The 25,595-nt window shown below is 40.5% G+C and carries 38 protein-coding genes; 35 read left to right on the plus strand and 3 right to left on the minus strand.

From position 1 onward, the window contains the following. Positions 1-270 precede the first annotated feature (270 nt). From ACTH6U_RS17435 to ACTH6U_RS17540, 22 genes are all read left to right on the plus strand, one after another. On the plus strand, positions 271-684 hold the full coding sequence (locus tag ACTH6U_RS17435) for a putative holin (protein WP_441832757.1): 414 nt from the start codon (positions 271-273) through the stop codon (positions 682-684). Next, a complete protein-coding gene (locus tag ACTH6U_RS17440) occupies positions 681-971 on the plus strand; it encodes a hypothetical protein (protein ID WP_137022016.1) in 291 nt (96 codons plus the stop codon). The genes ACTH6U_RS17435 and ACTH6U_RS17440 overlap by 4 nt, the downstream gene beginning before the upstream one ends. Further along, positions 946-1,428 carry a TIGR02594 family protein gene (locus ACTH6U_RS17445; protein WP_441832758.1) on the plus strand — a complete coding sequence of 161 codons (483 nt, stop codon included), beginning with the start codon at positions 946-948 and terminating at the stop codon, positions 1,426-1,428. Before ACTH6U_RS17440 ends, ACTH6U_RS17445 begins: the two co-directional genes overlap by 26 nt. A 1-nt stretch (position 1,429) precedes the next feature. Continuing rightward, positions 1,430-1,777, plus strand: a complete 348-nt coding sequence (locus ACTH6U_RS17450) for a hypothetical protein (RefSeq protein ID WP_441832759.1) — start codon at positions 1,430-1,432, stop codon at positions 1,775-1,777. Further along, positions 1,713-1,964 (plus strand): Rz1-like lysis system protein LysC, encoded by a 252-nt coding sequence (gene lysC / locus ACTH6U_RS17455; protein WP_441832760.1) that lies wholly within the window; start codon positions 1,713-1,715, stop codon positions 1,962-1,964. Before ACTH6U_RS17450 ends, lysC begins: the two co-directional genes overlap by 65 nt. 47 nt (positions 1,965-2,011) lie before the next feature. Further along, a complete protein-coding gene (locus ACTH6U_RS17460) occupies positions 2,012-2,167 on the plus strand; it encodes a hypothetical protein (protein ID WP_181795777.1) in 156 nt (51 codons plus the stop codon). Positions 2,168-2,182: 15 nt separating this feature from the next. Further along, on the plus strand, positions 2,183-2,443 hold the full coding sequence (locus ACTH6U_RS17465; RefSeq protein WP_441832761.1) for a DUF2560 family protein: 261 nt from the start codon (positions 2,183-2,185) through the stop codon (positions 2,441-2,443). 58 nt (positions 2,444-2,501) lie between these two features. Beyond that, entirely contained in the window at positions 2,502-3,092 is a 591-nt protein-coding gene (locus ACTH6U_RS17470; protein ID WP_441832762.1) for a terminase small subunit, read from the plus strand. Between the two features lies 1 nt (position 3,093). Continuing rightward, a complete protein-coding gene (locus ACTH6U_RS17475; RefSeq protein WP_441832763.1) occupies positions 3,094-4,602 on the plus strand; it encodes a terminase in 1,509 nt (502 codons plus the stop codon). An 8-nt stretch (positions 4,603-4,610) separates the two neighbouring features. Further along, positions 4,611-5,978, plus strand: coding sequence for a DUF4055 domain-containing protein (locus ACTH6U_RS17480; protein ID WP_441832764.1), 1,368 nt, complete (start codon positions 4,611-4,613; stop codon positions 5,976-5,978). After that, positions 5,959-7,068: a minor capsid protein gene (locus tag ACTH6U_RS17485; RefSeq protein ID WP_441832765.1), complete on the plus strand. Its 1,110-nt coding sequence runs from the start codon at positions 5,959-5,961 to the stop codon at positions 7,066-7,068. The genes ACTH6U_RS17480 and ACTH6U_RS17485 overlap by 20 nt, the downstream gene beginning before the upstream one ends. A 109-nt stretch (positions 7,069-7,177) precedes the next feature. After that, the gene (locus ACTH6U_RS17490; RefSeq protein WP_241501540.1) at positions 7,178-7,987 is read left to right on the plus strand and encodes a hypothetical protein; all 810 of its coding nucleotides are present in this window, start codon (positions 7,178-7,180) and stop codon (positions 7,985-7,987) included. A gap of 10 nt (positions 7,988-7,997) precedes the next feature. Continuing rightward, on the plus strand, positions 7,998-8,948 hold the full coding sequence (locus tag ACTH6U_RS17495; RefSeq protein ID WP_441832766.1) for a major capsid protein: 951 nt from the start codon (positions 7,998-8,000) through the stop codon (positions 8,946-8,948). Between the two features lie 41 nt (positions 8,949-8,989). Next, positions 8,990-9,196, plus strand: coding sequence for a HeH/LEM domain-containing protein (locus ACTH6U_RS17500; RefSeq protein WP_241501542.1), 207 nt, complete (start codon positions 8,990-8,992; stop codon positions 9,194-9,196). A 5-nt stretch (positions 9,197-9,201) separates the two neighbouring features. Beyond that, entirely contained in the window at positions 9,202-9,585 is a 384-nt protein-coding gene (locus tag ACTH6U_RS17505) for a hypothetical protein (RefSeq protein ID WP_441832767.1), read from the plus strand. A gap of 1 nt (position 9,586) precedes the next feature. Next, on the plus strand, positions 9,587-9,964 hold the full coding sequence (locus ACTH6U_RS17510) for a glutamate 5-kinase (RefSeq protein WP_441832768.1): 378 nt from the start codon (positions 9,587-9,589) through the stop codon (positions 9,962-9,964). Next, on the plus strand, positions 9,964-10,347 hold the full coding sequence (locus ACTH6U_RS17515) for a hypothetical protein (RefSeq protein ID WP_441832769.1): 384 nt from the start codon (positions 9,964-9,966) through the stop codon (positions 10,345-10,347). The genes ACTH6U_RS17510 and ACTH6U_RS17515 overlap by 1 nt, the downstream gene beginning before the upstream one ends. Further along, entirely contained in the window at positions 10,344-10,736 is a 393-nt protein-coding gene (locus tag ACTH6U_RS17520) for a phage tail terminator-like protein (RefSeq protein ID WP_441832770.1), read from the plus strand. The genes ACTH6U_RS17515 and ACTH6U_RS17520 overlap by 4 nt, the downstream gene beginning before the upstream one ends. 8 nt (positions 10,737-10,744) lie before the next feature. After that, positions 10,745-11,677 carry a phage tail tube protein gene (locus ACTH6U_RS17525; protein ID WP_441832771.1) on the plus strand — a complete coding sequence of 311 codons (933 nt, stop codon included), beginning with the start codon at positions 10,745-10,747 and terminating at the stop codon, positions 11,675-11,677. A gap of 51 nt (positions 11,678-11,728) precedes the next feature. Then, positions 11,729-12,205 (plus strand): hypothetical protein, encoded by a 477-nt coding sequence (locus ACTH6U_RS17530; RefSeq protein ID WP_441832772.1) that lies wholly within the window; start codon positions 11,729-11,731, stop codon positions 12,203-12,205. A 3-nt stretch (positions 12,206-12,208) separates the two neighbouring features. Beyond that, positions 12,209-12,643, plus strand: a complete 435-nt coding sequence (locus tag ACTH6U_RS17535; RefSeq protein ID WP_441832773.1) for a hypothetical protein — start codon at positions 12,209-12,211, stop codon at positions 12,641-12,643. Between the two features lie 167 nt (positions 12,644-12,810). Continuing rightward, a complete protein-coding gene (locus tag ACTH6U_RS17540) occupies positions 12,811-12,975 on the plus strand; it encodes a hypothetical protein (protein ID WP_441832774.1) in 165 nt (54 codons plus the stop codon). A gap of 14 nt (positions 12,976-12,989) precedes the next feature. Here ACTH6U_RS17540 and ACTH6U_RS17545 read toward each other — a convergent pair whose 3' ends face one another. Continuing rightward, complete coding sequence (locus ACTH6U_RS17545; protein ID WP_441832775.1) at positions 12,990-13,235, minus strand: Arc family DNA-binding protein; 246 nt, start codon at positions 13,233-13,235, stop codon at positions 12,990-12,992. A 273-nt stretch (positions 13,236-13,508) separates the two neighbouring features. Between ACTH6U_RS17545 and ACTH6U_RS17550 the strand changes: the two genes are divergently transcribed. Next, the gene (locus ACTH6U_RS17550) at positions 13,509-14,507 is read left to right on the plus strand and encodes a hypothetical protein (RefSeq protein ID WP_441832776.1); all 999 of its coding nucleotides are present in this window, start codon (positions 13,509-13,511) and stop codon (positions 14,505-14,507) included. Between the two features lie 106 nt (positions 14,508-14,613). Continuing rightward, positions 14,614-15,009: a hypothetical protein gene (locus ACTH6U_RS17555; RefSeq protein WP_441832777.1), complete on the plus strand. Its 396-nt coding sequence runs from the start codon at positions 14,614-14,616 to the stop codon at positions 15,007-15,009. A gap of 68 nt (positions 15,010-15,077) precedes the next feature. Here ACTH6U_RS17555 and ACTH6U_RS17560 read toward each other — a convergent pair whose 3' ends face one another. Beyond that, positions 15,078-15,914 carry an ORF6N domain-containing protein gene (locus ACTH6U_RS17560; RefSeq protein ID WP_441832778.1) on the minus strand — a complete coding sequence of 279 codons (837 nt, stop codon included), beginning with the start codon at positions 15,912-15,914 and terminating at the stop codon, positions 15,078-15,080. 70 nt (positions 15,915-15,984) lie between these two features. Further along, positions 15,985-16,146 (minus strand): hypothetical protein, encoded by a 162-nt coding sequence (locus tag ACTH6U_RS17565; RefSeq protein ID WP_175403141.1) that lies wholly within the window; start codon positions 16,144-16,146, stop codon positions 15,985-15,987. Positions 16,147-16,267: 121 nt separating this feature from the next. Here ACTH6U_RS17565 and ACTH6U_RS17570 point away from each other — a divergent pair, with 121 nt between their 5' ends. From ACTH6U_RS17570 to ACTH6U_RS17620, 11 genes are all read left to right on the plus strand, one after another. Continuing rightward, complete coding sequence (locus tag ACTH6U_RS17570; protein ID WP_441832779.1) at positions 16,268-16,513, plus strand: Arc family DNA-binding protein; 246 nt, start codon at positions 16,268-16,270, stop codon at positions 16,511-16,513. A 100-nt stretch (positions 16,514-16,613) separates the two neighbouring features. Further along, positions 16,614-17,459 carry a ParA family protein gene (locus tag ACTH6U_RS17575; protein ID WP_126459776.1) on the plus strand — a complete coding sequence of 282 codons (846 nt, stop codon included), beginning with the start codon at positions 16,614-16,616 and terminating at the stop codon, positions 17,457-17,459. Continuing rightward, positions 17,446-17,865, plus strand: coding sequence for a hypothetical protein (locus tag ACTH6U_RS17580; RefSeq protein WP_230084852.1), 420 nt, complete (start codon positions 17,446-17,448; stop codon positions 17,863-17,865). Before ACTH6U_RS17575 ends, ACTH6U_RS17580 begins: the two co-directional genes overlap by 14 nt. Further along, entirely contained in the window at positions 17,858-18,514 is a 657-nt protein-coding gene (locus ACTH6U_RS17585; RefSeq protein ID WP_230084853.1) for a hypothetical protein, read from the plus strand. The genes ACTH6U_RS17580 and ACTH6U_RS17585 overlap by 8 nt, the downstream gene beginning before the upstream one ends. 108 nt (positions 18,515-18,622) lie before the next feature. Next, positions 18,623-19,102, plus strand: a complete 480-nt coding sequence (locus ACTH6U_RS17590) for a hypothetical protein (RefSeq protein ID WP_441832780.1) — start codon at positions 18,623-18,625, stop codon at positions 19,100-19,102. A gap of 13 nt (positions 19,103-19,115) precedes the next feature. Continuing rightward, entirely contained in the window at positions 19,116-19,613 is a 498-nt protein-coding gene (locus tag ACTH6U_RS17595) for a hypothetical protein (protein ID WP_441832781.1), read from the plus strand. A gap of 67 nt (positions 19,614-19,680) precedes the next feature. Then, a complete protein-coding gene (locus tag ACTH6U_RS17600) occupies positions 19,681-23,115 on the plus strand; it encodes a tape measure protein (RefSeq protein ID WP_441832782.1) in 3,435 nt (1,144 codons plus the stop codon). Between the two features lie 113 nt (positions 23,116-23,228). Then, positions 23,229-23,966, plus strand: coding sequence for a hypothetical protein (locus ACTH6U_RS17605; RefSeq protein WP_441832783.1), 738 nt, complete (start codon positions 23,229-23,231; stop codon positions 23,964-23,966). Continuing rightward, positions 23,956-24,399 carry a hypothetical protein gene (locus tag ACTH6U_RS17610; protein ID WP_441832784.1) on the plus strand — a complete coding sequence of 148 codons (444 nt, stop codon included), beginning with the start codon at positions 23,956-23,958 and terminating at the stop codon, positions 24,397-24,399. The genes ACTH6U_RS17605 and ACTH6U_RS17610 overlap by 11 nt, the downstream gene beginning before the upstream one ends. 245 nt (positions 24,400-24,644) lie before the next feature. Then, positions 24,645-25,109, plus strand: coding sequence for a hypothetical protein (locus tag ACTH6U_RS17615; protein ID WP_273827427.1), 465 nt, complete (start codon positions 24,645-24,647; stop codon positions 25,107-25,109). Next, positions 25,106-25,588 (plus strand): DUF1833 family protein, encoded by a 483-nt coding sequence (locus ACTH6U_RS17620; protein WP_441832785.1) that lies wholly within the window; start codon positions 25,106-25,108, stop codon positions 25,586-25,588. Before ACTH6U_RS17615 ends, ACTH6U_RS17620 begins: the two co-directional genes overlap by 4 nt. Positions 25,589-25,595 lie beyond the last annotated feature (7 nt).

Raw genomic sequence — 25,595 nt, forward strand, 5'->3', positions numbered from 1 at the left:
GCTAGTTATTGCGTTCGGAGTGTTTAAATAATTAATAGAGCCTCACTTAGGTGGGGCTTTGTTGTTTATAACGTATTGATATTGTTCCGTTATGGGAATCCCCATAGCGACAATTCCAACTCTCCGGAATTTCCGGATAGTTCACATTCAAGAGGTCGCCTAGTGCGGCCTTTTTTCGTATACGCCGCCACAGAATTCTAATCAACCACACTTAATTGACGCATAGAGATTGTGCGCGGCTATCTATTAACTAAAAAACAGGTGTTATATATGCCAAGTACCGCAGCTGGTGCTATCGTCGGCGCGGCAGGCGGTGGTGCAATCGGATTAATGACAGGAAGTTTTGACTATGGAGTAATTACAGGTGCGATTATAGGTGCAACTGTTGCGGTCATAGCCTCTAAAGATAACAACAAGAAAAAGGTTCTGTTATTTATCTTATCGTTTTTAACGGGTGTTCTTATCTCTGAATCAGTGGAACGAATAATTATTGCTGAGACAGGATATGAAATAGGCAAGACATTAACAGCCATTCTGGTTTCAGCATTATTCATTTCTTTGCTTCTCATTATCGCCAGTAGCGAAACTCTAACAAAGGCTATTCGATGGTTGCCTAAACTCATTGAAAATAATTTCTCTGTTTTGATGAGCACCTTAACTGAAAAGTGGAGGGGCAAGAAATGAGCTATCAAGAGATTATCAATTACATGAATGTAGTCATTTTATCCTCAATGGCTATTCGTGTATTTCTTTGTAATTACGTTCGTAAAAGAGATTCATATATTGGCGTAGTGCTTATCTGGTTATGTGTATGGCAGATATATCAGCTATTAACGCCTAATGATTTCAACACGAGTTTATCTAATTTATTTGGCGATACTTTTGTCTGCATTCTAGTTTTTGCAGCTAAAGGTAACATCATGCAGGTATTCAAGAAGGTGAGAAATGAACGAACCCAAATGGTTAATTGAAGCCAGAAAAGAAATAGGCGTGTCTGAACATACTGAGACAGGCTCTCAAGCCGTCGATCAGATGTGGATTGATAGCAAGTTGCGTGGCTTAGTCGGAACCGCGAGAAAAGTTCCTTGGTGTGCTGGTTTCGTCAACGCCATGTTAGAGCGGGCAGGCATTAAATCCCCTCGTAAAGATGCCTCAAGTTCATTCGATACTTTCGGACAGAAGCTAAACGAACCTAAATACGGTTGCATTGTTCGCTTCTCTCGTTCTGGCGGTGGTCATGTTGGCTTTTGTGTTGGTAAAACTGAAAATGGCTCACTTCTTATCTTGGGTGGTAATCAGTCAGACGCAGTAAACATCAAAGCGTTTGGGACTGACCGAGTTGTTGCTTATCGCTGGCCTGATGGCGTTGAAGTAGATAACCGACCGCTACCTATTGGTGATGCTGCGTTATCAGTGAAAGAGTCGTGACATGAGTGATATAGCAAAAGAGTTATTAAAAATAGCGATAAAGTATTTGATTGCTTTCATACCGCTATTAGTTGCGCTCTTTTTTATTTATCAAAACTCAAAATTAGAGCGTGAAATTAAATCACTTAATGGTGAGCTGTCACGGCAATCACTCATATCAGACAACGCCTACACATCAATATCTATCTTTGACCGTATCTCTGGAGCAACCATTGATGCTAAACAACAAAACACACTGGACGCACAGGGAACCAAGAAAGACGTCAAAACTATTCTTGTGGATAATGACTACGCTCCCGTTACTGCTCCTGATAGCCTTATTAACAGGATGCGGCAATACAAAGACTGAATATGTATTAGCACCTCACATTCCAATTCCTGCAAGTTTACTAGCTGATTGCCCGATACCAGATATTCCCGACAAAATGACGTGGGGAGATATCGCTGAATACAACATTGATCTGATGTCGGTAATTAAGGCGTGCAATTTGGACAAGAAAGCAATACGGGAAATTGAAGCAGAAAGAAATAAATAATCTATGCTATAACACTTAACTATTATTAATAAAAAATAGGGTGTTATATGAAAACAGGAATCATCACATACAAGATGTCGCTTCGTCCATTCATGAAGCCAGTTTTAATTATCGCTGCCATTTTTCATATGGATTGGTTAGCGAATTTATGCTTCAAGAAAGAACTCGTTCTTGAGGGTGAGGAAGTAGAAATAAGCAGTTAAATAATAAGGTAAAGCATGACTACAGAACTAACAACAAAAGAGAAAATCCGCTTAGGCTTACTTAAGCTAACAGGCAACAACACCGCAGCAACCGCAAAGGCAATTAAGCTTATCAATGACGACCAGCTTGAATATGAGTTATTTGTTCAACTGTGGAATAGCAACAACGGCAACTTTGATAATGGCAGCGTCGACACATTAACCAAAGTAGACGCCGTATATCAACGAGTGCAGGAAACAAAGAAAACGTTATTCAATGATGAAGTAGCAGAATAACCAATCACAAAGCCAGTTCGAGTGAGCCGGCTTTTTAATTTGTTATGAGGGAAACATTATGGCTCAGAAAAAACCAACGCTCACAGATGAGCAGAAAGTTCTTTTTGATGCCCTGACGAAACAGCAACAGCAATTCGCGTTAGGCATCCTAAAAGGACTTAATCAGATAGATGCTTACAAGCAGGCTGGGTATAAGGCTAAGAATGAAAATGCAGCTAGTGTTTCAGCAAGTCAGATCTTCGGAAATCTTAAGGTAAAAGCATTCCTAGATTCAGTAAATGAGGCTGCCATTTCTAGCGCCATCATGACGCGCGAGGAAGCCCTAGAGAGGCTATCTTCAATCGGGCGTAGCTCAGTATCAGAAATGGTAGAGTTCAGTGAGCATAAGATGGGCGTTGATGATGACGGCAATCCAGTTATTCAGGCGGTGTGGAAATTTAAAGACTCCGCATTACAAGACCCTAAATCATTAGCAGCAATATCTGAACTCACAGCAAGCAAAGACGGTATTAAATTAAAGCTGCATGATCCGAAAGCGGCAATTAAACAACTAGCTGATATGCAAGGCTGGGAGCCGCCGAAGAAAATTGAACATTCAATGGATGAGCAAATGTCTGAGTTGCTGAAAGAGATATCCTCGGAGTCATAATATGGCTGCAAAAAATCAGCAATTTGAGACATTAAAAAAGAATCTCAAAGATAGATTCTGGCGGCTAAATAATCTTTATTTTATTACTGACAAAAAAGGTAAAAAAGTAAAATTTAGAATGACACCTGAGCAGTATGAATACTTCGACGGTATGCATACACGCAATATCATCTTGAAAGCTCGTCAGCTTGGCTTCACCACACTTGTTTGTATTGTTCAGTTGGATGCAGCTTTGCTTGAGTCTGCTAAGTGTGCATTGATAGCGCATACTCTAAATGACGCTAAACGCTTATTTAGGGAGAAGGTTAAATACGCATACGACAACTTACCAGCGACTATTCGACGTGCTAACCCTGCTAAGAATGATTCAGTTGGTGAGTTAGTTTTCAGTAATGGCGGTTCACTTTATGTAAGCACCTCCTTTCGTGGCGGCACACTTCGTTATCTGCATATATCTGAGTTCGGCAAGATATGTGCTAAGTATCCTGATAAAGCGAGAGAGATTGTTACTGGCGCTTTTGAGGCAGTATCAAGTGACTGTTTTACTACAATCGAAAGCACAGCAGAAGGCCGAGCTGGTTACTTTTATGATTACTGCCAGTCGGCTGAAAAATCACAACTTCAGAGTAAGACTCTCTCTAACTTAGACTGGAAATTCTTTTTCTTCTCATGGTGGAAGAATCCTGAATATGCAATTGATCCTGTGGAGCAATTACCACAGCGCTTGGTCGATTACTTCGATGAGGTAGCCGGCTTACACGGCGTTAACCTCAATGAGCGTCAGAAAGCTTGGTATTACGCTAAAGAGAAAACTCTTGGCGATGATATGAAGCGTGAATATCCGTCAATACCATCCGAAGCATTTCAGCAATCTGTTGAGGGTGCGTATTACGCCAAGCAATTTCGCTTCCTGTACGAAAATAAACGCATTGGCACACTCCCTGATAACTCACACCTACCAGTGCATACGTATTGGGATATCGGTGTTAGTGATGAAACATCAATCTGGTTTGTTCGTGAAGTTGGTAATGAATTTCACATTATCGATCATTATTCGAATAGCGGTGAAGGCCTACGGCATTATATGAAGGTGCTGAAAGACAGGGGTTACACCTACGCTAGTCATAACGCACCTCATGATATTGAAAACAGAGAGTTTGGCTCTGACGCTAAATCGCGTAAAGACCTTGCTCGTGAAGGTTATGAAATTGACGGACAGGTTTACTCAATTCGATTTGAAGTCGTGCCAAGGGTGTCTATCGATGAAGGCATTGAAGCTGTGCGTGAAATTCTCCCTCATTGTGTGCTCGATGAGCATAAATGTGAAGAGGGTATTGCTCACCTTGAAGGATATCGCAAAGAATGGAATGACAAGCTTGGCTGCTGGAAAGATAAACCTCTTCACGACTTTACATCACATGATGCTGACGGATTTAGATATTTTGCTGTGAGTAGGCGGAATAAGAAATCAAGAACATTTAAACGAAAACGCATTGCTGGCATGGCATAAGGTAAAATATGGCAGTTACAGACAAACATCCGCAATATATCGCGGCTAAAAATAGCTGGCAAATTATGCAAGATGCTATTGCTGGCGAAGAAAAGATAAAACAATCAGGTGAAACCTACCTTCCAAAATCAGCTGGAATGGTTGAAGCTGAAAAGCTGGGTGATAGCGCAAAGAAAATATATGAGGGATACATTAACCGCGCGCAGTATCCTTTATGGGTTCAAGACTCCCTCAGAACAATGATCGGCTTAGTTTCAAAGCTTACTCCAGAAGTCAGCATTCCGAACAAGCAGTTACAAGGGCTTGAAGAGAATGCAACTAGTGACGGCTTTGGGCTAAAGCAGTTATTTATCCGTGTAGTGTTAAACCTTCTTGAGTATGGACGCTGTGGGTTGCTCATTGATGTTGACCAAAAAGGTGTTCCATATTTCGCATTGTATGATGCGCTATCCATTATTAACTGGAAAGAAAACAGCGTTGGAGGTCGCAAAGATTTAAACCTCGTTGTGCTAGAAGAGCAATTTAGCAATAGCAAAGATAAATTCGGGCATGACACTAAAGCAGTTCATCGTGTTCTTGAGCTAGTTGATGGCAAGTTGGTTGTTAGTCTTTATGATGGTGATTATATTGAGGATCGAACTCCCAGCTTAGGTAGTGACTTATTAACCTTCACGCCCTTTATTTTCTGCGGCACGACAGATAACGCTTCTGATGCTGGCACCGTCCCATTGCTAACAATGGCTAAAGCGGCATTGAAATCATATCAATTAAGCGCCGACTATTATCAATCGCTACATCACACAGCTCATCCTCAGCCGTGGGTCTCTAATTTAAGCGATGGTGACGACATAACGGTAACAGGTGTTATGGCGGCATGGTTATTACCCAAAGACTCAGAGTGTGGCTACTTGGAAATTACGGGCACTGGCATTGATAAAACAAAAGTCGAGATGGACGCGCAAAAGAATGCAGCGCTAGAGGCAGGCGCTAAGGTTATCGACACGAGAGCGCAAGAGTCTGGTGAGGCTAGGCGTGCAAGGCAAGATGATCAGCATGCAAGTTTACACAGTATTGTCACTTGTGCAGCAGAAGCTATTGAGCAAGGCATTAAATATATGGCTCAGTGGTTGAAGCTTCCATCTGATGATTACGTATTTACCGTGAAGCCTGATTTTAATAATTCGACGTATGATATCGAGTTGGCCAAGCAACTTTATGAGGGTGCTCTTGCTGGCAAAAACTCATTCCAAACTTACTGGGAATATATTGGCACTGGTAAATTGCCTGATATTGATTATAAGGATGAGTTGTTGCGAGTTGAAGCGGAGAACGATGGCACAGTAACAGAGGTTATCTATGAGCGAGAAGAAGCTTAGCTTAGCCTTTCTAGATGCTATTACTCGGCATCAAGCTTATTTGTATCGCGCATCATCACAAAATATCAATGAAATCCTTCGTGAGTTTAATATCGTATCAGGCGACATGCTTAACCAGTTGCGTGATTATCTAGATAGCTTAAGTAGTTCCGAGCTTATAGCATTAAGTGGTGGGAAATATACTACGCCTGAATTGAGGCGTGTCCGTGAGTTAATTAATGGCTGGCGTGATTCTGTGAGAGATGAGGTTCAGCAAGGCGTTTCAACTAGCGCCGCAACATTATCCGCATATGAAACAGGCTATACCGCAACGTTGGCAGGCGAAAAGCTGGCAAAAGTCATAACGGGCGAAAAGCTTTACACTAAAGCCAAAAATATTCCCATGTCCGGCGGTGCTTTGGTTGATGAGTTATTTTCAAAGATAGCTGATGACGCAAAGCAACGCGTTGAATATGCAATACGTAGTGGAATAACTAACGGTGACACGACTCAGCAGATTGTACAGCGCATTAAAGGCTCCAAGCGACTCAACTATCAAGATGGAATATTGAACTCGGCACGTAGCGCTATAGAGCGTGACGTGAGAACGATACGAAGTCATGTAAGTAATCAAGTCGTTGAAGATACTTTTGTTCAGCTCGGGTATGACTACTTGAAGGTAGTTGCAACATTAGACGGCAGAACAAGCAAGGTGTGCGCTTCGAAAGATGGTGAAGTCTATCATCACAGTGATTCATTCTCTCGGCCTCCGTATCACCCTAATTGCCGCACTATCTTAGTGGGCTGCGATAAAGACGGTAACTTAATTGGCAGACGCCCATTTATCGCCGATACAAGGCCAGTGAGCAAAATACCTAAAGATGATCGCGATGGTGTAATCGGGCAAGTTAATTCGAATACAGATTACTCATCATGGTTTGGTAATCAATCTGTTGGCTTTCAAAAAGAATGGTTGGGTAAGAATCGTTATGAACTATACAAAAATGGCAATTATGACATTGATAGGTTCGTAGACCCACAAGGCAAGATGTACACACTCAACCAATTAAAACTACTGGATAAGCAGACGTTCGAGGAACTTGGCTTATAACAGCATTCAATCAACAAGGTCACTTCGGTGGCCTTTTTTATTACCTAAATTCGGCTTAGGGCTGAGTTAATTCAACGCGCTAGGCGCATCAAATCCCAAGGGGAACTACATGTTATTTATGAATATTGGTCGCAAATATTACTCACAGATTGACGATGGGTCACAAGGAGGAGGCGGTGGTGGTACAACCATCACACCTGAAATGCAAGTCATCATTGATAAAGCAGTGAGCGATCAGGTTGCTGGCTTAAAGTCTAAGCGTGATGAATTGCTTGGCACAAACAAAGGGTTGAAAGATGAACTAGATTCGCTGAAAACCCAGCTTGGCGGCATCGATCTAACGGCAGTGAAAGATTTGTTATCAAAAGCAAATATGGATGAAGAATCTAAATTAATTGCCGAGGGCAAGTTAGATGAAGTCATTCAAAAGCGCACTGAGCGTTTACGTGATGACTATGAAAGTAAACTCACTGCTGAAAAAAAACGAGCTGACAAGGCTGAAAACTACGCTAACAAATTTCGTCAGTCCGTAGTCAAAGGCCAGATTGTTCAGGCGGCTATTGAGAATGGCGTATTGAAAGAGGCTACAGGTGACATTGCTTTCTTGGCTCAGTCTCAATTTTCTCTAGATGACAATGGCAACGCTGTTGCGCTTGATGAAAATGGCGAAGTCATTATCGGTAAAGACGGGAAAACTCCACTTACTCCTAAGGAGTGGGTTGAAACTATCCGTGAAAGCAAACCGTACTTCTGGCCTGTAGCTCAGGGAACTGGTGCTCATGGCAGTGAGAAAGGCAAAGGGGCTACTGATGTCACTAACCCTGATGGCTCAATTAATTTGACCAAGCTTGGTGCGCTAAAAGTAACCAATCCACAGCAATACAACGAACTTGCTGTAAAACATAATTTGAAAAAATAAGGGCTATTAGATGGCTGATACTAAAATTTCCGACGTAATCGTACCTGAGTTATTTACTCAGTACGTGATTAATAAAACTGCTGAGAAATCGGCATTATGGGGCTCCGGCGTGGTTGGTGAGTTGGATGTTGATATTGCATTCGGCTCTAAAGGTGGTACGACTGCGAACCTACCTTTCTGGAATGACTTAAGCGGCGATTCAGAGGTGCTTTCTGATTCTGGCGCGTTAACTGTCAATGCTATCACCGCAGCACAAGACTTAGCTATTCTGCATGCTCGCGGCAAGGCTTGGGGGGTAAATGATTTAGCTAAAGCACTTTCTGGTGATGATCCTATGGGGGCGATTGCAGATTTAGCGGCTGATTACTGGGCGCGAGAAATGCAAAAAATGACACTAGGAACACTAAAAGGTGTATTTGGTGCAACCTCAATGACGGGAAACATGCTTGATATTTCAACTGAGGCTGACGCCGCAGCGGTTATTAGTGGATCATCTTTCGTTGATGCGGCTTATAAGCTCGGCGACTCAGTTGATAAGTTAACCGCAGTTGCTATGCACTCGGCAACAATGGCCAAGCTAGCTAAAGATGGCCTAATCGAAACCATCCGTGATGCTGACGGTGTGATTATGTATCGCACATTCATGGATAAACGCGTCATTGTTGATGATGGAATGCCGCATGCAGCAGGTGTTTATACAACCTACTTATTTGGTGCGGGCGCAATTGGTTTCCAAGATGTTGGTGCACCGGTTGGCGTTGAAACAGACCGTGACTCATTAGCCGGCACGGACATCTTAATTAACCGCCGTCATTTTGTTCTACATCCTCGCGGTGTGAAATGGGCTGGTTCGGCAGGTATCGCGCCTGCTAATGCTGGGCTTGCTGTCGGTACAAACTGGGAGCGCGTGTACGAGCCAAAACAAATTCGCTTGGTAGCTTTCAATCACAAGTTGGCGTAATTAAGGGCAGGGCTTCGGCTCTGCTATTTTTTGAGGTAATTATGGGATTAGCATCATTCAACCGAATGCGAAGAGAGGCGACTGCAAAGCTTGCTCAATCTGAAAACAATAAGGCAGATGAGAAGCAAGAAGGTCAAGACTATAGTCAGCTTAAAACTGATGAGCTCAAAGCTATTCTTGCTGAAAAAGGTATTGAGTTCGACGCGAAGGCGAAAAAAGCTGACTTGTTGGCTCTTCTTCAGGAGTAGTAATTATGGCCTTTATCACTGAACAAGAAGCAGAACAGGCAATAGGTGAGACTTGGACTAGCCAAACGGAAAGTGATAAGGCTCGGCTATTGGCTCAAAGTGAAGCGTATTTAATTGCAAGAAACGTTAAGCCGTATAATGACACAGATGATGTGCCAGTGGCATTAAAACTGGCTTCATACGAGATTATCAAAGGGATCATCAATAAGCAGTTGTATCAAGGTCAATCTCAGGAGTTAAAGGCTAAAACGGTCAAGGGTGGCTCTGTCGAGGTGAGTAAAACTTATCAAGACGGCAGTTATGAACTGAATGCGGCAGAGCAATACATCCAAGACCTAATAAAACCTTACTCAAAGCGCCCTAGCGTTGTTTTTTTGAAGAAGGTGTAATATGAGGTCAGAAATACAGAAAGAGCTAGCAGAGGCATTTGATAGCGATTTAGCTGATGCTGTAAAAGCGTTTACTGGCTCGTATGTTATCGAGGGTGATGGTTGGGATCCGGTTACTGAAACGGGGAATGATACTACTGTCGAATATACAGGCCGTGGAATTTTAGATAACTACAACTTACAAACAATGGGTTTTGGTCGTGTTGATGAGATAAATGTTCTGGCAGGCGACGTGCTACTTATTGCATTGACAAATGAGATAACAGATACGCCATCAATAGGCCATCAAATCACTGTAAACGGACAAAAATACAGCGTTATATCAATACAAGAAGATCCCGTTGGTGCTCATTACGATATTCAATTACGGAGGATGTGATGGCAAAAGGCTGGAATACGCCGCCTAGTCATTTTGTCCGTATTGTTTCTGATGATGTTGGCGCGGAAATGAAGCGAACGGCTGGGGCAATGTTTCAAGCAGTTATCCTTAAATCACCTGTTGACCAAGGCACTTTTCGAGGAAACCACCGAGTTAGTGAGGGCACGCCTGATAATCAGTATGACGAAAATATCAAAGACAAAGCAGGGAATGAGACGTTAAGGATCGGCGTAGCGGCAATCGCTAAATCTAAGCCATTCACGATTCTTTGTATTCAAAATAACCTGCCATATGGTATAGCGCTTGAAAATGGCTATTCAGATCAAGCTACTGACGGTGTTTACGCGCCATCATTCCATGAGGTAATTCAAAGTAGACGATGACACTGACGGAAATTAGAAATGCCGTCATCACCAGAGTAACCACGCAAACCACCATACCTAAATCTGATATTCGTTATCCAAATGACAAGACGTTTGATCCCAAGAATAAAAGTCTCTGGGCTGAGTTAACAGCAACTTCCAGCATGGGCGGAGCTGTAGAAATTGGCAATGGGGCTGTTATTCAGCGTGGGGGGCTTGTTGTTATTCGACTGTATTCAGCGTTAGGTAAAGGAACCAAATTACTCTATGAAACAGCAGATAGTTTGAGAGAGCTTTTTGAGTTCAAAACAGATGGCTCACTGGATTATTTCGCGGTTGACTTGGTTGATGGTGGTGAGGTTAACGGCTTTTATCAAATGAATTTACATATTCCATATCGCGCACTATAGGAGGCTAAATGTCATCAGGTGCAAAAACGGTCACGGCTTTTATCCGTGAAACTATAACGGGCGTCACTCCGACAGGTGGCATTTGGGATTTATTAACACGAACAAGCTACGGGGTAAAGCCCACACAGAATACTTCCGATAATGACGAAATCGGCGGTACTAGAATGGCTCAAGGTAAATCGCTAACAACGGTTGATGTGGGCGGTGATGTGGGGGCTAAATTTCGCTATGGTCAACATGATGCCTTCTTAGCATCTTGTTTTGGTGCGGAGTGGGTTGGTAATGCGCTTACAATGGGCGATTCACGTATCACCTTCTCATTAGCTACCTTTGCATCCGACATCGGCGTGTCTTCAATTTCACGCGGCTGTCAGGTTGGCTCGATGCAAATTGAAACGCCAGCGGATGGAGACGTTACTGTAACGGTGACTTTTGCTGGATTGGATTTTGAATCGAAAGGCGACGGCACGAAATACCACACTGAACCGGTAGATAATGCGGGCAAATTGCGCTACAGCTTCAAAGAAGTCACCAATCTCAAACTTAACGATATTCAAGGCGGTAATGGCTTTTGTGTTGACTCGTTCAGTTTGAGTTTTGACAACAATATGCAGACGCAGCGATGTATCGGAACTGGCTCACCATTTGCAGGGGCAAACATTCCGACAACCTTTACACCATCAGGAAGTATTACACTCTCCTGGTCTAAAGCTGCGTGGGAAATTTGGAAGAAAACATTAACCGGTGAAACCATTCCGTTTGAGTTCACGCTGCAAAATGCTGAGGGTGGTTACACGTTTTCATTCCCTGCGGTGCAAGTTGACGGTGATTGGCCTGATGGAGGCAATACAGACATAATTCAAGTTCAGCTCAATATCACAGCAGCAGATACACCTCCAACAATCACTCGGATACCGCCAGTTATTGACGATGGTGAGTAGCTAACTTTATAGCCCGTTAATTCGGGCTTTTTTATAACCAAAGGAAAGGTAATGACAACTATTGCATGGGATGGAGCGACGCTTGCTGCAGATAGCCAATCTCAAGTTGGCAGCATGATAGTAAATTTAAAAGAGCAAAAAATATTTAAGGCGGGCAATGAGCATTCGTTAAAGATTAATGGGCGGAGGATACAAGTTATAGGCATTTGCGGCGATATGTCTGCAAAGGATGAAATCTGGCAAGCATTGTCATCAGGGGTTAATTTTGGCACTGCGTTTAATGAATTATCTGATTTTTCTATTATTGCGATTGATTTTGACGGTAAGGCGTTCGTAGTTAGTAAAAATAAAGATGAAAAACATGCATACGTTTATGAGACAGAGGCTCCATTAGCAATTGGCTCAGGTGACTCCTTTGCTATGGGGGCAATGAAAAGTGGTAAGTCAGCAGAAGAGGCTGTAAAAGTGGCTATATCATTAGATGTATATAGTGGCGGTGATGTTAATTCTTATAAAATATTGAGGTAGCAAATGATTATTCTAAATACTGATTCAAAGCTGGAAGCTGTTAAATGGATTGAGCCAATGAGCGGATTAAAACTACTTATTGGCTCGATTGAAAACGAACACTATCGTACAACTAGCGCAACAATCTATCGCCACATTGACCGTCTTGATAACAAGATGAATGTAGGAACGCCAGAGTTTGACTTAACAAAAATTGACATTACCCAAACGCCTGATGATTTATTGATGGCAACAACGGCGCGTTATCTACTTAAAGGCTGGGAAGGCGTAGGCGAGTTGGATGCTAAAGGTAAACAAGTCGCTATTGAATACACGCCTGAACGTGGAGCCATGCTGTTAAAGCAAAACCCTGAGCTGTATTGGAAAATTCTTAACGCCGCCATTGAGCTTGGGAAAGATGAGTCCGAACAAGTAGCAGAAACAGCAAAAAAGCATTAGAGGCTCAGAATTGGCTAACTGAGTTCGGCGGCGATGTTGGCGATAAAGCCAAGTGGAAGCGAAAGCAATTAGGGCTCCCTGATATTCCTGCACCAGAGTTTGACGGGGTAACGAATGAGCTACTCATTGCTTATGGCGTTATAGGAAGAAACCGCCGCTATGCCGGAATGACTGCCTGTCCATTACCTCTAGCTCTTGTTGATATCGATCAGTATCTATCATCGCGACCAACCGCAATTAGCCGTAAGGAGTTTGAAACGGCTATTTTTGCATTAGATGATTTATTTCGTGAAGAGTGGATGAAAGAACAAGAAAGAAAAGATAAAAAATAGGAAGTAGCGATAAGCTACTTCTTAATCCCTAATTTTTCTTTAACGATATCCATCTCTCGTTCTAGCTGGAATATGCGCTCAGCCGCATCAGATATTGTTAATACTTCAACATGAGAATTACGCATTATCCAGTATTCGATAGCTGCGACCATTTCTTGATTAGCTGACCGATTATTGAATTCAGCTAACTCTTGAATTCGCTCTCTTAAATCAACGGGCAACCTGAGGTTAACTTGCGGATGCTTATATTTTCTTTCCATGCCACCTATCCTCAAAAACTCTCATTCTAGATAGGTGTTTTTTAGGTATCAATGCGTACCAAGTAGGTATCATTGCATATTTATACAGTACTATGATATATATCACTGATCAAATCTCCAGATAACCATCCTTAAGTAATATTGATATTATATTCATAAAATTAATGAGTAGTATCAATATAGAAGCAACATGCATCAGCTTGGCATGATATAAACAACCACTCCTGCCAAGGCTAAAAACAAAAAACAACACAAAATGCTTAGGGGATGGGTTTGGAAAACGATATTATATCAATTAAATCTGAAGTTGAGGTCTTTAAGTATCTAGAGAGATACTCAGAAGGCAAGGCCATTCCAGGCAATATAAAATTAGATGGTTGGCCAAATTTAACTTTCAGATTAACAGGAGATAAGTTTCAAGGAAGTATAACTCCTTCAGTAATGAAGGGATTCGTTGAAATGCAACAGCAAGTCAACAGGGCATACGCATCTTTAAGATATAACGACCCGAATAAACGTTTATCTAAAGAAGAGCGTGAGTCTATTGAGATAGTTATTATAGTTGCCGCTGGCTCGTCAATCATTAATGTTGATTTTAATGGGCTTCTCGAATTCATAGGCAAAGAGCTTATAGATAAAATGACACCTCAAGATATCATCATTACAATTCTAGGAACCGCTGTAATTTGGGGTGGCGTGACCGTGTTTAAAAAACACCTAGATAATCGGCGAGAAATAAGAGCTCAAGAAGTGAAGAAGGAAAGCGAAAAGCAATTCCTTGACACAATGAAAATAATGACCGAGGAAGAAACTAAGCGATTAGAAATACTTGAAAAAGTAATGATTAGCAACCCAAGGCTTCAGAAGCAACAAGATATAGCCGAGGATGCTAGAACTGATGTATTAAAGTCTTTAACTAACGCAAAGACAGTAGAAATTGATGATCTCGTACTGGATCAAGAGTTAACAAAGCAACTTTCTGCCTCTACTAGAAAAAAAACAATTGAAACAAGAATTGACGGAACCTATAAAGTTGAAAAAGTTGATTCTTCAGACCCAAATGTATTCAAAGTAACAGTAAGGGATACTACCTCGGATAAATTAGTAACATGTATTGTTCAGGATGTATTTTTGGATGAGAAAGAAAATAAAACAATCCTACAACAAGCCGAGTGGAATAGAAAACCATTGAAACTTAGCATTAATGCTAGAGTGAGGGACGGAGAAATTCGCTCTGCAACTATCGTATATGTTAACTATATAGAAGATTAGAAATACAAAAATAATCTGACTAACCCACTCCGGTGGGTTTTTTATTGCCTTAAACTCACATATGGAGTAAATTTCAATCACCTGATTTAACGGATGGTAACTTGATGTGCACACTAAAATTTTGCGTATCCTGTGTATTTTACTATTGATATTATTAGCATTTATTGTTGGCATATCAATTAGTGTTAGTAAAAAACCGACAATTATTGACGGTGCTAAACAAGCCGTAACTGTCTTTATGCATCAGCCAAAAGCGGCCGACATGAGAAATGTTACTTTTTACCAAGCAGGTAAAAGCATGAGCCGCAAGGCTGTAGGTGATGTTTGTGGAGAAGTGTTTACATTCAAAGATGACTTACCTTATAAGTACAAAAGATTTATTGTTGAGGTTGCAGCGAATCAAGAAGGCGAGTGCGTATTCTCCATCCCTTTATTCGACTTTGAAGGTGAAACTATATCTGAAGAAGATTTCCAGAAAATTTGGGATATTAGATGCAAGTGATTTAATCACCTTGCTAACATGGCCTACTTTCGAGTAGGTTTTTTATTGCCCGTCCTTGGGCTGGGTGGTTAAGCTGGTAGCTTGGTTATATCATTACCTTTTATTTCACGAATAACCCATTCGATTTTGAATAAAGGCTCAATCATATGCTCAGTTAATGAGCCAGTATGAGGATAGCCAAGTTGTTTAAGTGATTCCTGAAGCCCTGAATTCCAATACTCTCTCACTGTACGGATGTGAGTCATTGCACCCTCTAAGGTTTTAATTGACAATTGCCTATTAAATGATGGTGCTGGCAGACTATCCTGCTTAGGAATATATTCACCTTCAAGCGCAACCTTGTAGATGTAGTCCACCGCTTCAGGTAGTAAATCAAGCGGAACCTCATCAATGCTATTTACTCCGTACTTAGCATGAACATAACCATATGCTTTAGGAAAGCTCAGGCGTCTTTTAGTCATTAGGCAATCTACGGCGTTACGTAATGGCGCTCGGTCGTCTGTGGTTGTTTTGTGGAAAGCATCTTCTTTCTTAGCAAAATAGAAATCCTCTAGCGCCTCAAAAACATTCCATGCGTTATCGGTGTCTAGCATTTTGGCATGACGCGCTGCCCCACGTTCTGTCCAGAGGGTTAAATGTTTGGCATTTTTAGCGCAAGCAACTAAGTTACTTTTAGTAACCTTGTTCTTAAAATCTTTTAATATTGAACCAGTTAACTTAAAGTAATGTTTACCTTCGATAAACCTTTTGGCATTCCTTGAGAAGTTAGTTTTAATATTACCAACAACGGTATCGTACAAAGAAGCAATAGTTTCTGTGGTTACTACAGGTACGCCATTATGGGTAATAACTGGCATTGTTTTTATGGAATTGCTGATGCTGCTGACATTTGATACATTAGTCATAGTTCGTTTCCTCTAGACTCGAGCTAAATTAGAAGCCCTGACTATTGCAAGTAGTTAGGGCTTCGCTGTTTTAGTTAACACTCTTCTCTCTTTCTTTTACATACCAAGCAACTGCTTGATTAAGTATAGAGTTTTGAGATATTCCATCTTTATCTGAAAGTTCTACTACTTTGCTTTTTAATGTTTCAGTTAATCTAAGTTGAAGTTTACTTGTTTTTTTATTTCCATTCATGTGACATCCTTTATTTTACCGTGAGTTAATGTGATGTCACAAAGGTATCAATGCAGCTCTATATTGTCAAAGTTTATTTGGATATATTGTGATATCAATGTGGTGTTATGAGAAAAGTAAAATGTCACGAATAAGAGATATCATCCCCTACAGCCTACGGATGCCTGATAACTTAAAAGAAAAGCTGGCAGAAAGAGCGAAAAAAAACGGCAGATCACTTAATTCCGAAATGGTCATGATTTTACAGGCGGCTGTAGACGAAGAAAGAAAACCGAAAAACATAGACGAATTAGCCAACTTAGAATCAGATAAGTTCAAAGAGCTATTCATGGAAACCGTCAAGAAGATGTATGAGGGTAAAAAGTGACTAATATCACATTTTATTTCGTTATTACTGTATAAAAAACAGGAATGTAAAATTTTTTAGTGCCTGTAATATATTCTGACATTTTCTTTGGAGCTTGCACATGAATGCGCCTGTAATTAGTTTTATTAATATGAAGGGTGGGGTGGGAAAGACCACTCTATGTATTAGTATTGGTGAGTATTTAGCAAACTATAAGGATAAAAAAGTATTAATAATAGATATTGACCCTCAGTTTAATGCAACACAATCTTTTATGGGTAAGCATGATAAAATAAGTGAGTACTTATCTTTAGTAAAACAAAGAAAGACAATCAAGAGAATATTTGAAGTAAATGCTTCTATATATGATGAAGATGCAGTATTAAAAAAAGAAGATGTTATTTACAGTGTATATCCAAATCTAGATATAATCCCTGGTGATATAAATATAATGTTTGAGCACAACACGGTAGATACAATGAGATTGATTCGGATAAGAAACTTCATTGAAGACAATAAGTTAAGAGATATCTACGACTACATTTTCATTGATTGTCCGCCGACTATTTCAATGTATACCGAAGCGTCCATAATGGCATCTACACATTATATAATGCCAATGAGGATAGACCAGTATTCAGTATTGGGAAGTAATAATTTGCTATCAATTGTTTCTAAGTTAGCTAGAGATCAAAGAATTACAATAAAGCCATTGGGTGTTATTTATACTGATACCGCACCAAGAAGATTGACAAAGAAGACCAGAACAATTAAGACAGCTATAGAAACCGAAAAAGGCATCAGGGATCTATATTTCTTCAAGAATCATTTTTCAAAGGTTAGGGATTTGCAGGTTGGTCAGCAATTGAATTTTGCGTCAGCGTATTCTCAGTCTAAAGAAATCATTGATAGAATTTGTACGGAACTCGAAGTTAAGCTTAAAGAGGTTGATGATGAATCAGAATAAATTAATAACTAAAAAGAAATTAATGGAACTAAAAGATTCTGAATCGCTTGAGTTTATGATCGGATTCCTATCTTTAGTAATATTTTCCAAAGAAACTTTTAAGTCGAATTTTGAATTGCATGAATTTATTAAAGATGCATTTAAGATTGAATATAAAAGATACGTTGTGGCCTCAAGAACCCTTATGTTCTCTAGGCTTGCGAAAGATATAGTTAGCAAATATTCCGATGGAAATCATTTCACAGCTAAAAATACTGTTGTCAATATTATTTATGAAAAGCTAGATCAGCAGCCAATGAACGACATCGCTTTAGAAGCGAAAAAGAAAGAAAATAAAAAGAGAAAAGGTAAGAATACTACAACAGAAAGTATTTCAAAGTGGATAAAGGGGTTTAGGGGTGAGTAACTTCCTCACTATTGACCCTTACAACGTGTTAGGAACAGTGTCTAAGTTCAAAGAAGACCTAAAAGTAATTCCTGACCAATATGTTGTTGACTCGTTAATATCAGCGGTAAAAAAGTCTATTTTTTTGAAGGTAATCCACGAAAAATCTTTGAGAGGGAATAGACACTTATTAAGCGTCATCTATGATTTTTTAGGCTGTATTTCAGCAATAAAAAAAAATGAAGATAGATACTTTTATTTTAATATAAGGTCATGCATTGAAAATTCAATTAGATTCTTGTTGAGCAAAGATAATGATGATGAAATCGGTGTTACAAGGATGTTCAGTGAGTTTAAAGAAAGATATAAAGGTGTAGATGGCGTTAGCGCACTTGCTAGGGTGTATTCTGATGCATGTAATTACGTTCATAACAATGTCAAGGCTGATATTGATGTATCAAAAAGCTATAAATACATTGATTCATCTAAGGTTTTTGAAAAGAAAAAAAGCAGAAATCTATGTAATGACCTCGTTTCTGTGCAATCGTCACTAGATAATTTTTTGCTAATTAATAATAAAGAAGACATAAAACATTCATTTTTATATCTAAATGAAAATATAGAATATTTAATAAATAAAAAATTTTTAGAAAAATTATTCTCATCATAACTCTCTAAACCTGCTCCGGCAGGTTTTTTTACACCTAATGTTTGCTTTGTTTTGCGCGAGCCTCGGGCTATCATAAATTAAATTAATAAAAACTGAGGTGAGGGTGGGATGGGCTTAATGAAAGATAAAAGAATGAATGCGCTTGGTAAGGCTGCGGATGAAAAACATAAGGCCAAGCAAGCTATAAAAGACAAAAAGTTTGATAAGGCATGGAAGCACTTGAATAATCAAAAAGTCTTTTACATTGAGCATATAGAATTTATTAATGAGGTACATCCCCACACTGGCTTTACGCCACTGCAAGCTCAAGTATTAATATCATTACCTCATGTTGATATGGCAAATATATTAAGGCAGGAGGATAGTCATCTTGATGCGCTGTCGCATTTGTCTTATCACTATCAGTGCTTGCTGCATAGTGGCGAGGTTAAGCAAACAATTCAAAATAAAATGAAACCATACTTCACAAGAGCGATGAAAAATTGCGATTTTGTTGATTTTATGGGGAAGCTTAATAGCCAAAATATACTGGAATATACAAATGTGCAGGCTTTTATCTATGACTATTTCGCTAAAAATTCTGATTAAATAAGGCTTCGATATGAGATTTATTATTGTCAGCGTGATCGCTCTATTACTTGCAGGCTGCGATAGCAAGCCAGATGCCCCGTTCGGCTTGAAGTGGGGGCAGAGCATGGATAGCGTGAGTTTTATTAAAGATGGTGACTGTGACAAGAAACCAGATGCAACGGTATGCGTGTTTGGGGCTGAGCAACCATTTAAAGATTACTCTGATGATAATGCGCTAACTTTCAACGGGGATGGTCTTTTCAAAGTTCTCTCAATATCCATCGGTGGTAAAAGATACCAGCCAGATTTTGAAGACTTTAAGATCAAGCTTAGTAAAGAGGTCGATTATTTAAAATCTATTGGGTTTGACAGCGAAAAGTTAACTAATGTTTTAGATAAGTGCGGTTCAATGGATACTTGTGATGATGTAGAGGTAACATCTAAAACTAGTTATGGTAACGCAGAGGTAGAGATATGGAGAAGTGCACACGACGGAGATCATCAGCTAGTGGTCACTTTCAGTAAATAACCAACAAATAAATCAATCAAATGAACCCTGCCAATCGGCGGGGTTTTTTCGTTATAGGAGATAGTAAATGGCAGAGCAGACCTCACGCCTTGCGATCATATTAGATAGCACAGGCGCAAAACGCAGTGCAGACACACTAGCAACATCTTTAGAGCGACTGACCTCTCAAGGTGAGAAAGCATCAAGTTCAACAGATGACTTGGGGATTTCATTTAAGCGATTAGCTACATCAGCTGCTGGCGCATTATCAATAGGCATTGTGATCAAGACTGTAGATGAGTGGGGGCAAGTTGCGGCGCGTATTAAGAATGCGTTGAAGTCTGTTGAGGGTGATATTAAAAATTACTCAATGCTCCAAGAGCGCTTTCTAGAAATCAGTAACCGTAATGGTAAAAACATTGCCGATACGCAATTATTATATATCGGCGCGGCCTCCTCAATGCAGGAGTTGGGATATAGCACTGAGCAAACAGTTGATTATATTGAATCTCTTTCATCATCAATGACCGCGAATGCTTCAAGTGTCAATGAAGTTATGTCAATGCAGAATGCTTTAAATAAATCTATGGTTGCAGGCAAGGTTGCTGGTGAAAATTGGAATTCAATAATGAATGCCACACCTACCTTGTTGGGTGATATCGCTAAGCAACTCGAAAAGCAAAACGGCGGCATTAAAGTTACTGAAATGGAAGTTAAGAAGTTAGCTGCTGATGGGAAAATATCATTTAAGCTATTTGCTGATGCTGTAATGGCAGCTAAAGAGGCTAACAATGCTTTAGCTGACTCAATGGATAATACGGTTGCTGATGGCCTGACTCGCGTTACAAACTCAGCAAAAGCCTATTATGGCGAGCTAAACCAAAGCTTAGGGGTAACTCGTGCCATATCAGCTAGTTTGGCAACGGTTAGTGATAACTTTGGTTCGGTTTCTACGGTATTAACTGGCATTGTTGGTATTGGAGCCGCTCGTTATTTTGGTAATCTGTCTAACAGTATTTATGATTCGACCAAAAAATCAGCAGAGAACGCATTAGTAAATCGCAAGCTAGCGGTAGATAAAGTCAATGTAGCAAAAACAACGCTTATTCAGGCGCAGAATGAAAGGGCAGTAGCGATTGCGGCAGTTGAATCCACAAAAGCACAACAAGCGGCAGCGACTACAGAAGTTCAGCGAATTTCGCTGAAAACTCAATTAGCTAATCAAACAGCAGTACTTACCGCAGCAACCAAAGCAGAAACCGTTGCAACTACTGAGTTATCAGCAGCGCAGGGCAGGTTGAGTGTTGCCAATAATCTAGTTAAGGGCGGCTTGGCGTTAGTTGGTGGACCTATTGGATTAGCTATGTTGGCGGCAGGTGGAATGTATGCATTTGCAACAAGCATGCAGCAGGCAAAAGCTGACGCAATAGATTTATCGCGTGGGCTTAGTGGGTTAATTGAAAAGCTCAAGGAGATGACTCGAGAGCAGAAACTTATCAAAATTGGTGAGCTTGAAGAGTCCTTTACTGCACTGGAGTCAGCAGCTAGAAAAGCTAGAATAGAGTTTGTAGATGGGCGCTTTGAAAGAGACCTCAATAAAAGCAAAGGAGCACTTGATGCAGCGAAAGTTGGCACAAAAGAATACACCGATGCATTAAAAGACTTTGAAAATGCCTCCAAAAATTATGAAGTTGCTCTAGCTAAAAAAACTCAGGCCGAAAACGACTTAAGCCGAGCACAAAATACCGCAAAAGTAATCCAAGCTGATTTGAATGGTACGCTACAACAAAGCGCTGACCTATTAAGAGCCCACACACAAACGACTCTACCAAATGGTGCGGCGGCATTCAGAAGCTTTGGTTTCGATGTTGGCGCGGCCGCTAATGCCCTAGGCAAGTTCAATGCGGCATCATTGCAGCTTAATTTTACTGATGGCGGTGCAAGGCTTAAGCAGCAACTTGAGCGCGATATAGCATTAGCTAAGAAGACAGGGGAAGCAAGAGAGCGATTAAGAGCGCAGTATGCAGCTAAGGACGCTGGAGAAACTAAACCAGAAAACATTAAGGTTTTAGAAGATGCTGCCGCTGAATTGTATAATCTCAATCAAGCAGGCAAAGAATTAAACAAGACGACCAAGCAAAGTCGTGACGCTGGTCAGCAGATGCTTAATCAGTTAAAAGAGCAAGCGCTAGCGATTGAAGACCAACTCCGATATTCAGGTAAGTTAACAGATGCAGGGTTTCAGCGTTTATCGTTTGAGCGTCAAATTGCAGCAATTAAGGCCAAGGGTAGCAAAGCGACCGATGACGAAAAATCATTATTAGCAACTCAAGGCTTAGTTTTAGCTGCATACAAAGAGTTAGAAGTTAGGCAAGAAACAGCTAAGTTAATGGAAGAGTACCGTAGCCAGCAGACCAGTATTTACTCTGAGATGCAAAAAGGCAATACACTGCTTGTAGAGCGGTTAACGCTACTTGATAAGCTTAAAGCGGCTGGGAAATTAACTGACAGCGAATACAACAGCTCTCGCGATAATGCCATAAAAAACACCAAGCCAACATTGCCGCAAAGTGTCACTAGTGTAACAGGTAATCTTCAACCTACAGGTGGCGAATTGTCAGGCACTTGGGGCGGTATGCAGCAACAGATGAATGAGTTACAAAAAGCTCAAGAGGCTGTTAATCAATGGCAAGAGCAGCAGCTAGAATCCTACCGTCAGTATTATGAAGGTAAAGCAAATTTAACCGCAGAATATGAGGCTAGGATTGCTGAAACGCAAAGTACTGCACGTCAAGCAAATGATCAGATAGAAGCTCAGCGGAGAGAGATAAACCGCGCGGCGACCGAATCTATTATGGATAGTATTGTATCGATAACGCGTGATGGATTTGGTGAACAGTCAGCAGTATATAAAGCGGCATTTGTTGCTAATAAAGCTTTTGCAATTGCACAATCAATGCTGTCTATTCAGCAAGGTATAGCAATGGCAGCAGCTAACCCGTTCCCAATGAACTTAGCAGCAATGGCATCGGTAGCAGCGCAAACGGCGAGTATTGTGTCTAATATTCAAGGTATAGCAGGTGTGGGGTTCGCTAGCGGTGGATATACTGGCAAGGGTGGTAAATATGACCCTAGAGGCGTCGTTCATGCAGGTGAATTTGTTTTCAATAAAGAGGCAACCGATAAAATTGGCGTTCCTAATCTATATAAGATGATGAATAGCGGAAGTATTCCGATGGACGCGCTAAAAAACGACCAGTACGCCATGAAGAACATTCATCCAGCTAACCAGACGACGAATAATAGCAATCAAGAGTCAAACACTCAGATTATTCATGTTAACCCAGCACCTATAACGGTGAATGGTAATCCAGATGATAGAACTATTGCTCAACTTCAAGCCACGCAAAAGCAAGCGGTTAAACAGGCTATTAATGAGATGACAGACCAACTTGAAAATGCGCGAGGTAAGTTTGGTAAAACTATGCGTGGACTTTATCCGAACAGAAAGTTGAAAAATTAAATAGTTACGTGAAGAGTTGTAAGCTGCTTTTTTTTTGCTGTGGATAAGATCAGTAACGTACGATTATAGCTAATGTTAATATAATCATATTATTTTGCTGAATTGGTCATATTATGAACCCACAACCGCAAACAAAATCCAATGAAATCTATCTTAAAATTGAGCCTTCAATTAAATCAGGACAACTGCTATTGCCTGAAACAGATTTATATAGGTTATTAAGAGAAGCTAGAAGTATACCTATTGAATATGAATCGCTTAGTATTCAAGGATTGATTTATATTGTGTGGGGAAAGTTGGAGGATGGGATTTCGTTATGTGAAAGGTCGCTTTTATTAGATCCTTATAGCCCTGCCTCATGGATAAATTATGCTTTGGCAATGGGGCAAAAGGGCTACCATCAAAAACAGTTAGATATACTTAGGCGGTCAATTGAGTTTGAGTCTCCTATATCCCTTAAGCTAGCACTGGATATGGCTTTATTTTGGGCTGATATACCGTTGGTTATAAATTCGCTTAGTTTAATAAAAAAACTAAATATAGAGACGAAAGATGAAGAGAGGGCATTAAGCATGGCTTCATTATATGCTCGTGATGAAAACATAGCTAAAGACATAACGAATTTAGCAAGATGTGTGATGGAAATTGCAGATGAATTGAAGTTAAAAAAATGTCATTCATATCTTGATAATGACATGGATAGTAACTATTGCTTTGTATATCAAGTTGATGATGCAAGCCCAAATGAGCTAGTGGCATTAAACAACTTATTGGCTCAAAAAATTGTAGATAAAGGCCTTGCAGGTTCAGATGCTATCGCTATCTTTGAGCGAGGTGAGCATGTCAATTGATTCTAATGACTTTTTGGTTATGGCTAAAAATAGCATGGACAATTTAGATAATGAAGCTGGGTATCGAAATGTTATAAGCAGGTCATACTACTCAATCTATCATATGGCGCTGTCATGTATCACTGAAAAATCAATTCCTTCATATAATGGTAGAGGCAGCAAATTAGTTAAAGGTGGGGTGCACGCAAAATTCTTCCATTACTTATCAAATGATGCAGATAAAGACTACGCATACTCAAAAGAAAAATTAGAACTGATTGGTGTAAAACTAAAAATGGCTCACCAGTGTAGGGTACAAGCAGATTATAGGCTAAATAGAAACATAACAAAGAATGATGCAATACAGGCCTTCATCTCAGCAACGGAATTAGTGCAATTTATTTCTGACATGAAATCTAAAACAATCGAAAAAGAGAGCAATAATGAACGATAGAGTAATAAAAATCAGCATTGACAGTAGTTCTATAGATGATGCTATTACCAAGATAAGGACGCTCAAAAAGGAAATTCGTGATCTTGAATGTGTTTATAATACTGGGAATATATTGAGTAGGCCTCTGGAATCAGTGTATAAAGATACTCATGATTTTAATGAGCCACAAATAAAGGCATAGTTATAAAAACAGCAAAGACTGCCGCTTAATTGCGGTTTTTTTATATCTAAAATCCGAGGATAGCATGACAGAAATAACCTATCCGCATGACTATCTACCGCTGCCACAGCAAGAAGGTTATGCATTTCAACCCGTATCTCCGCTAAGGCGAACTCAACTAAGTTCAGGACGAGCAAGACAGCGCAGGGCTTATACATCTACGCCGACAAACGCCTCTGTATCGTGGTACTTCGAGAAAGACCAGCAAGCACAGTTATTCGAAGCTTGGTTTCGTGATGCATTGAGTGATGGCGCTGCGTGGTTCCTGATGAAGCTGCAAACTCCACTGGGCGTTGAATTATACAAATGTCGCTTTATGGATATCTACGATGGCCCTACTTTAGCACCCCCTAAGCATTGGCGATTCTCAGCAACTTTAGAACTTTGGGAAAGACCGCTATTACCGAAAGACTGGGGGCTATTCCCTGAGTATGTTGCTGAGAGTGACATTATTGATATTGCATTAAATAGGGAGTGGCCTGAAGCATGACCATATTGAATCGACTTTACGCCTCTGGTGGTTCGGAGGTCGAAATTGAAACACTGCAAATCCGTGTAGGCGGTAATGATTACTGGCTAACGAAAGGTTGGGAGGATGTCGAAGCCAAACTAGAGGATGGGCGACTGGTGACGTTTATTGCTTGTGGCATTGATATCGCCTTGCCTGCTCGTAATGCAGATGGAACGCAAGACTTGAAGTTTGCTATTAGCAATGTAGATGGAATTGTCTCAGGTGCGATACGGGATGCCTTGGACGATTTGAGCAGCGCAGAAATCACCTATCGTAAATATCTTGATGTTGATTTAACTGCACCGGTTCAACAACCTTACACCTTGGCTATTAAATCAGGCTACTGGACGGCAGTTGAGGTACAGATAACCGCTGGGTATATGAATATTCTCGATACTGCTTGGCCTCGTCATCGTTACAACCTTGCCGAACACTCAGGACTGCGCTACCTCTCATAAGGAATAC

It is taken from the genome of Providencia sp., assembly GCF_052096715.1.
Classification (GTDB): domain Bacteria; phylum Pseudomonadota; class Gammaproteobacteria; order Enterobacterales; family Enterobacteriaceae; genus Providencia.

What these genes read in the sequence shown, in the direction of transcription:
- ACTH6U_RS17600 (WP_441832782.1), top strand. Translation starts at nt 19,681, where the DNA reads ATGGCAGAGCAGACCTCACGCCTTGCGATCATATTAGATAGCACAGGC.
- ACTH6U_RS17590 (WP_441832780.1), top strand. Translation starts at nt 18,623, where the DNA reads ATGGGCTTAATGAAAGATAAAAGAATGAATGCGCTTGGTAAGGCTGCG.
- ACTH6U_RS17575 (WP_126459776.1), top strand. Translation starts at nt 16,614, where the DNA reads ATGAATGCGCCTGTAATTAGTTTTATTAATATGAAGGGTGGGGTGGGA.
- ACTH6U_RS17440 (WP_137022016.1), top strand. Translation starts at nt 681, where the DNA reads ATGAGCTATCAAGAGATTATCAATTACATGAATGTAGTCATTTTATCC.
- ACTH6U_RS17520 (WP_441832770.1), top strand. Translation starts at nt 10,344, where the DNA reads ATGACACTGACGGAAATTAGAAATGCCGTCATCACCAGAGTAACCACG.
- ACTH6U_RS17565 (WP_175403141.1), bottom strand. Translation starts at nt 16,146, where the DNA reads ATGAATGGAAATAAAAAAACAAGTAAACTTCAACTTAGATTAACTGAA.
- ACTH6U_RS17450 (WP_441832759.1), top strand. Translation starts at nt 1,430, where the DNA reads ATGAGTGATATAGCAAAAGAGTTATTAAAAATAGCGATAAAGTATTTG.
- ACTH6U_RS17505 (WP_441832767.1), top strand. Translation starts at nt 9,202, where the DNA reads ATGGCCTTTATCACTGAACAAGAAGCAGAACAGGCAATAGGTGAGACT.
- lysC (WP_441832760.1), top strand. Translation starts at nt 1,713, where the DNA reads ATGACTACGCTCCCGTTACTGCTCCTGATAGCCTTATTAACAGGATGC.
- ACTH6U_RS17465 (WP_441832761.1), top strand. Translation starts at nt 2,183, where the DNA reads ATGACTACAGAACTAACAACAAAAGAGAAAATCCGCTTAGGCTTACTT.
- ACTH6U_RS17490 (WP_241501540.1), top strand. Translation starts at nt 7,178, where the DNA reads ATGTTATTTATGAATATTGGTCGCAAATATTACTCACAGATTGACGAT.
- ACTH6U_RS17560 (WP_441832778.1), bottom strand. Translation starts at nt 15,914, where the DNA reads ATGACTAATGTATCAAATGTCAGCAGCATCAGCAATTCCATAAAAACA.
- ACTH6U_RS17615 (WP_273827427.1), top strand. Translation starts at nt 24,645, where the DNA reads ATGACAGAAATAACCTATCCGCATGACTATCTACCGCTGCCACAGCAA.
- ACTH6U_RS17535 (WP_441832773.1), top strand. Translation starts at nt 12,209, where the DNA reads ATGATTATTCTAAATACTGATTCAAAGCTGGAAGCTGTTAAATGGATT.
- ACTH6U_RS17580 (WP_230084852.1), top strand. Translation starts at nt 17,446, where the DNA reads ATGAATCAGAATAAATTAATAACTAAAAAGAAATTAATGGAACTAAAA.
- ACTH6U_RS17530 (WP_441832772.1), top strand. Translation starts at nt 11,729, where the DNA reads ATGACAACTATTGCATGGGATGGAGCGACGCTTGCTGCAGATAGCCAA.
- ACTH6U_RS17620 (WP_441832785.1), top strand. Translation starts at nt 25,106, where the DNA reads ATGACCATATTGAATCGACTTTACGCCTCTGGTGGTTCGGAGGTCGAA.
- ACTH6U_RS17475 (WP_441832763.1), top strand. Translation starts at nt 3,094, where the DNA reads ATGGCTGCAAAAAATCAGCAATTTGAGACATTAAAAAAGAATCTCAAA.
- ACTH6U_RS17525 (WP_441832771.1), top strand. Translation starts at nt 10,745, where the DNA reads ATGTCATCAGGTGCAAAAACGGTCACGGCTTTTATCCGTGAAACTATA.
- ACTH6U_RS17515 (WP_441832769.1), top strand. Translation starts at nt 9,964, where the DNA reads ATGGCAAAAGGCTGGAATACGCCGCCTAGTCATTTTGTCCGTATTGTT.
- ACTH6U_RS17480 (WP_441832764.1), top strand. Translation starts at nt 4,611, where the DNA reads ATGGCAGTTACAGACAAACATCCGCAATATATCGCGGCTAAAAATAGC.
- ACTH6U_RS17570 (WP_441832779.1), top strand. Translation starts at nt 16,268, where the DNA reads ATGTCACGAATAAGAGATATCATCCCCTACAGCCTACGGATGCCTGAT.
- ACTH6U_RS17610 (WP_441832784.1), top strand. Translation starts at nt 23,956, where the DNA reads ATGTCAATTGATTCTAATGACTTTTTGGTTATGGCTAAAAATAGCATG.
- ACTH6U_RS17595 (WP_441832781.1), top strand. Translation starts at nt 19,116, where the DNA reads ATGAGATTTATTATTGTCAGCGTGATCGCTCTATTACTTGCAGGCTGC.
- ACTH6U_RS17445 (WP_441832758.1), top strand. Translation starts at nt 946, where the DNA reads ATGAACGAACCCAAATGGTTAATTGAAGCCAGAAAAGAAATAGGCGTG.
- ACTH6U_RS17545 (WP_441832775.1), bottom strand. Translation starts at nt 13,235, where the DNA reads ATGGAAAGAAAATATAAGCATCCGCAAGTTAACCTCAGGTTGCCCGTT.
- ACTH6U_RS17485 (WP_441832765.1), top strand. Translation starts at nt 5,959, where the DNA reads ATGAGCGAGAAGAAGCTTAGCTTAGCCTTTCTAGATGCTATTACTCGG.
- ACTH6U_RS17510 (WP_441832768.1), top strand. Translation starts at nt 9,587, where the DNA reads ATGAGGTCAGAAATACAGAAAGAGCTAGCAGAGGCATTTGATAGCGAT.
- ACTH6U_RS17460 (WP_181795777.1), top strand. Translation starts at nt 2,012, where the DNA reads ATGAAAACAGGAATCATCACATACAAGATGTCGCTTCGTCCATTCATG.
- ACTH6U_RS17435 (WP_441832757.1), top strand. Translation starts at nt 271, where the DNA reads ATGCCAAGTACCGCAGCTGGTGCTATCGTCGGCGCGGCAGGCGGTGGT.
- ACTH6U_RS17470 (WP_441832762.1), top strand. Translation starts at nt 2,502, where the DNA reads ATGGCTCAGAAAAAACCAACGCTCACAGATGAGCAGAAAGTTCTTTTT.
- ACTH6U_RS17605 (WP_441832783.1), top strand. Translation starts at nt 23,229, where the DNA reads ATGAACCCACAACCGCAAACAAAATCCAATGAAATCTATCTTAAAATT.
- ACTH6U_RS17540 (WP_441832774.1), top strand. Translation starts at nt 12,811, where the DNA reads ATGACTGCCTGTCCATTACCTCTAGCTCTTGTTGATATCGATCAGTAT.
- ACTH6U_RS17495 (WP_441832766.1), top strand. Translation starts at nt 7,998, where the DNA reads ATGGCTGATACTAAAATTTCCGACGTAATCGTACCTGAGTTATTTACT.
- ACTH6U_RS17500 (WP_241501542.1), top strand. Translation starts at nt 8,990, where the DNA reads ATGGGATTAGCATCATTCAACCGAATGCGAAGAGAGGCGACTGCAAAG.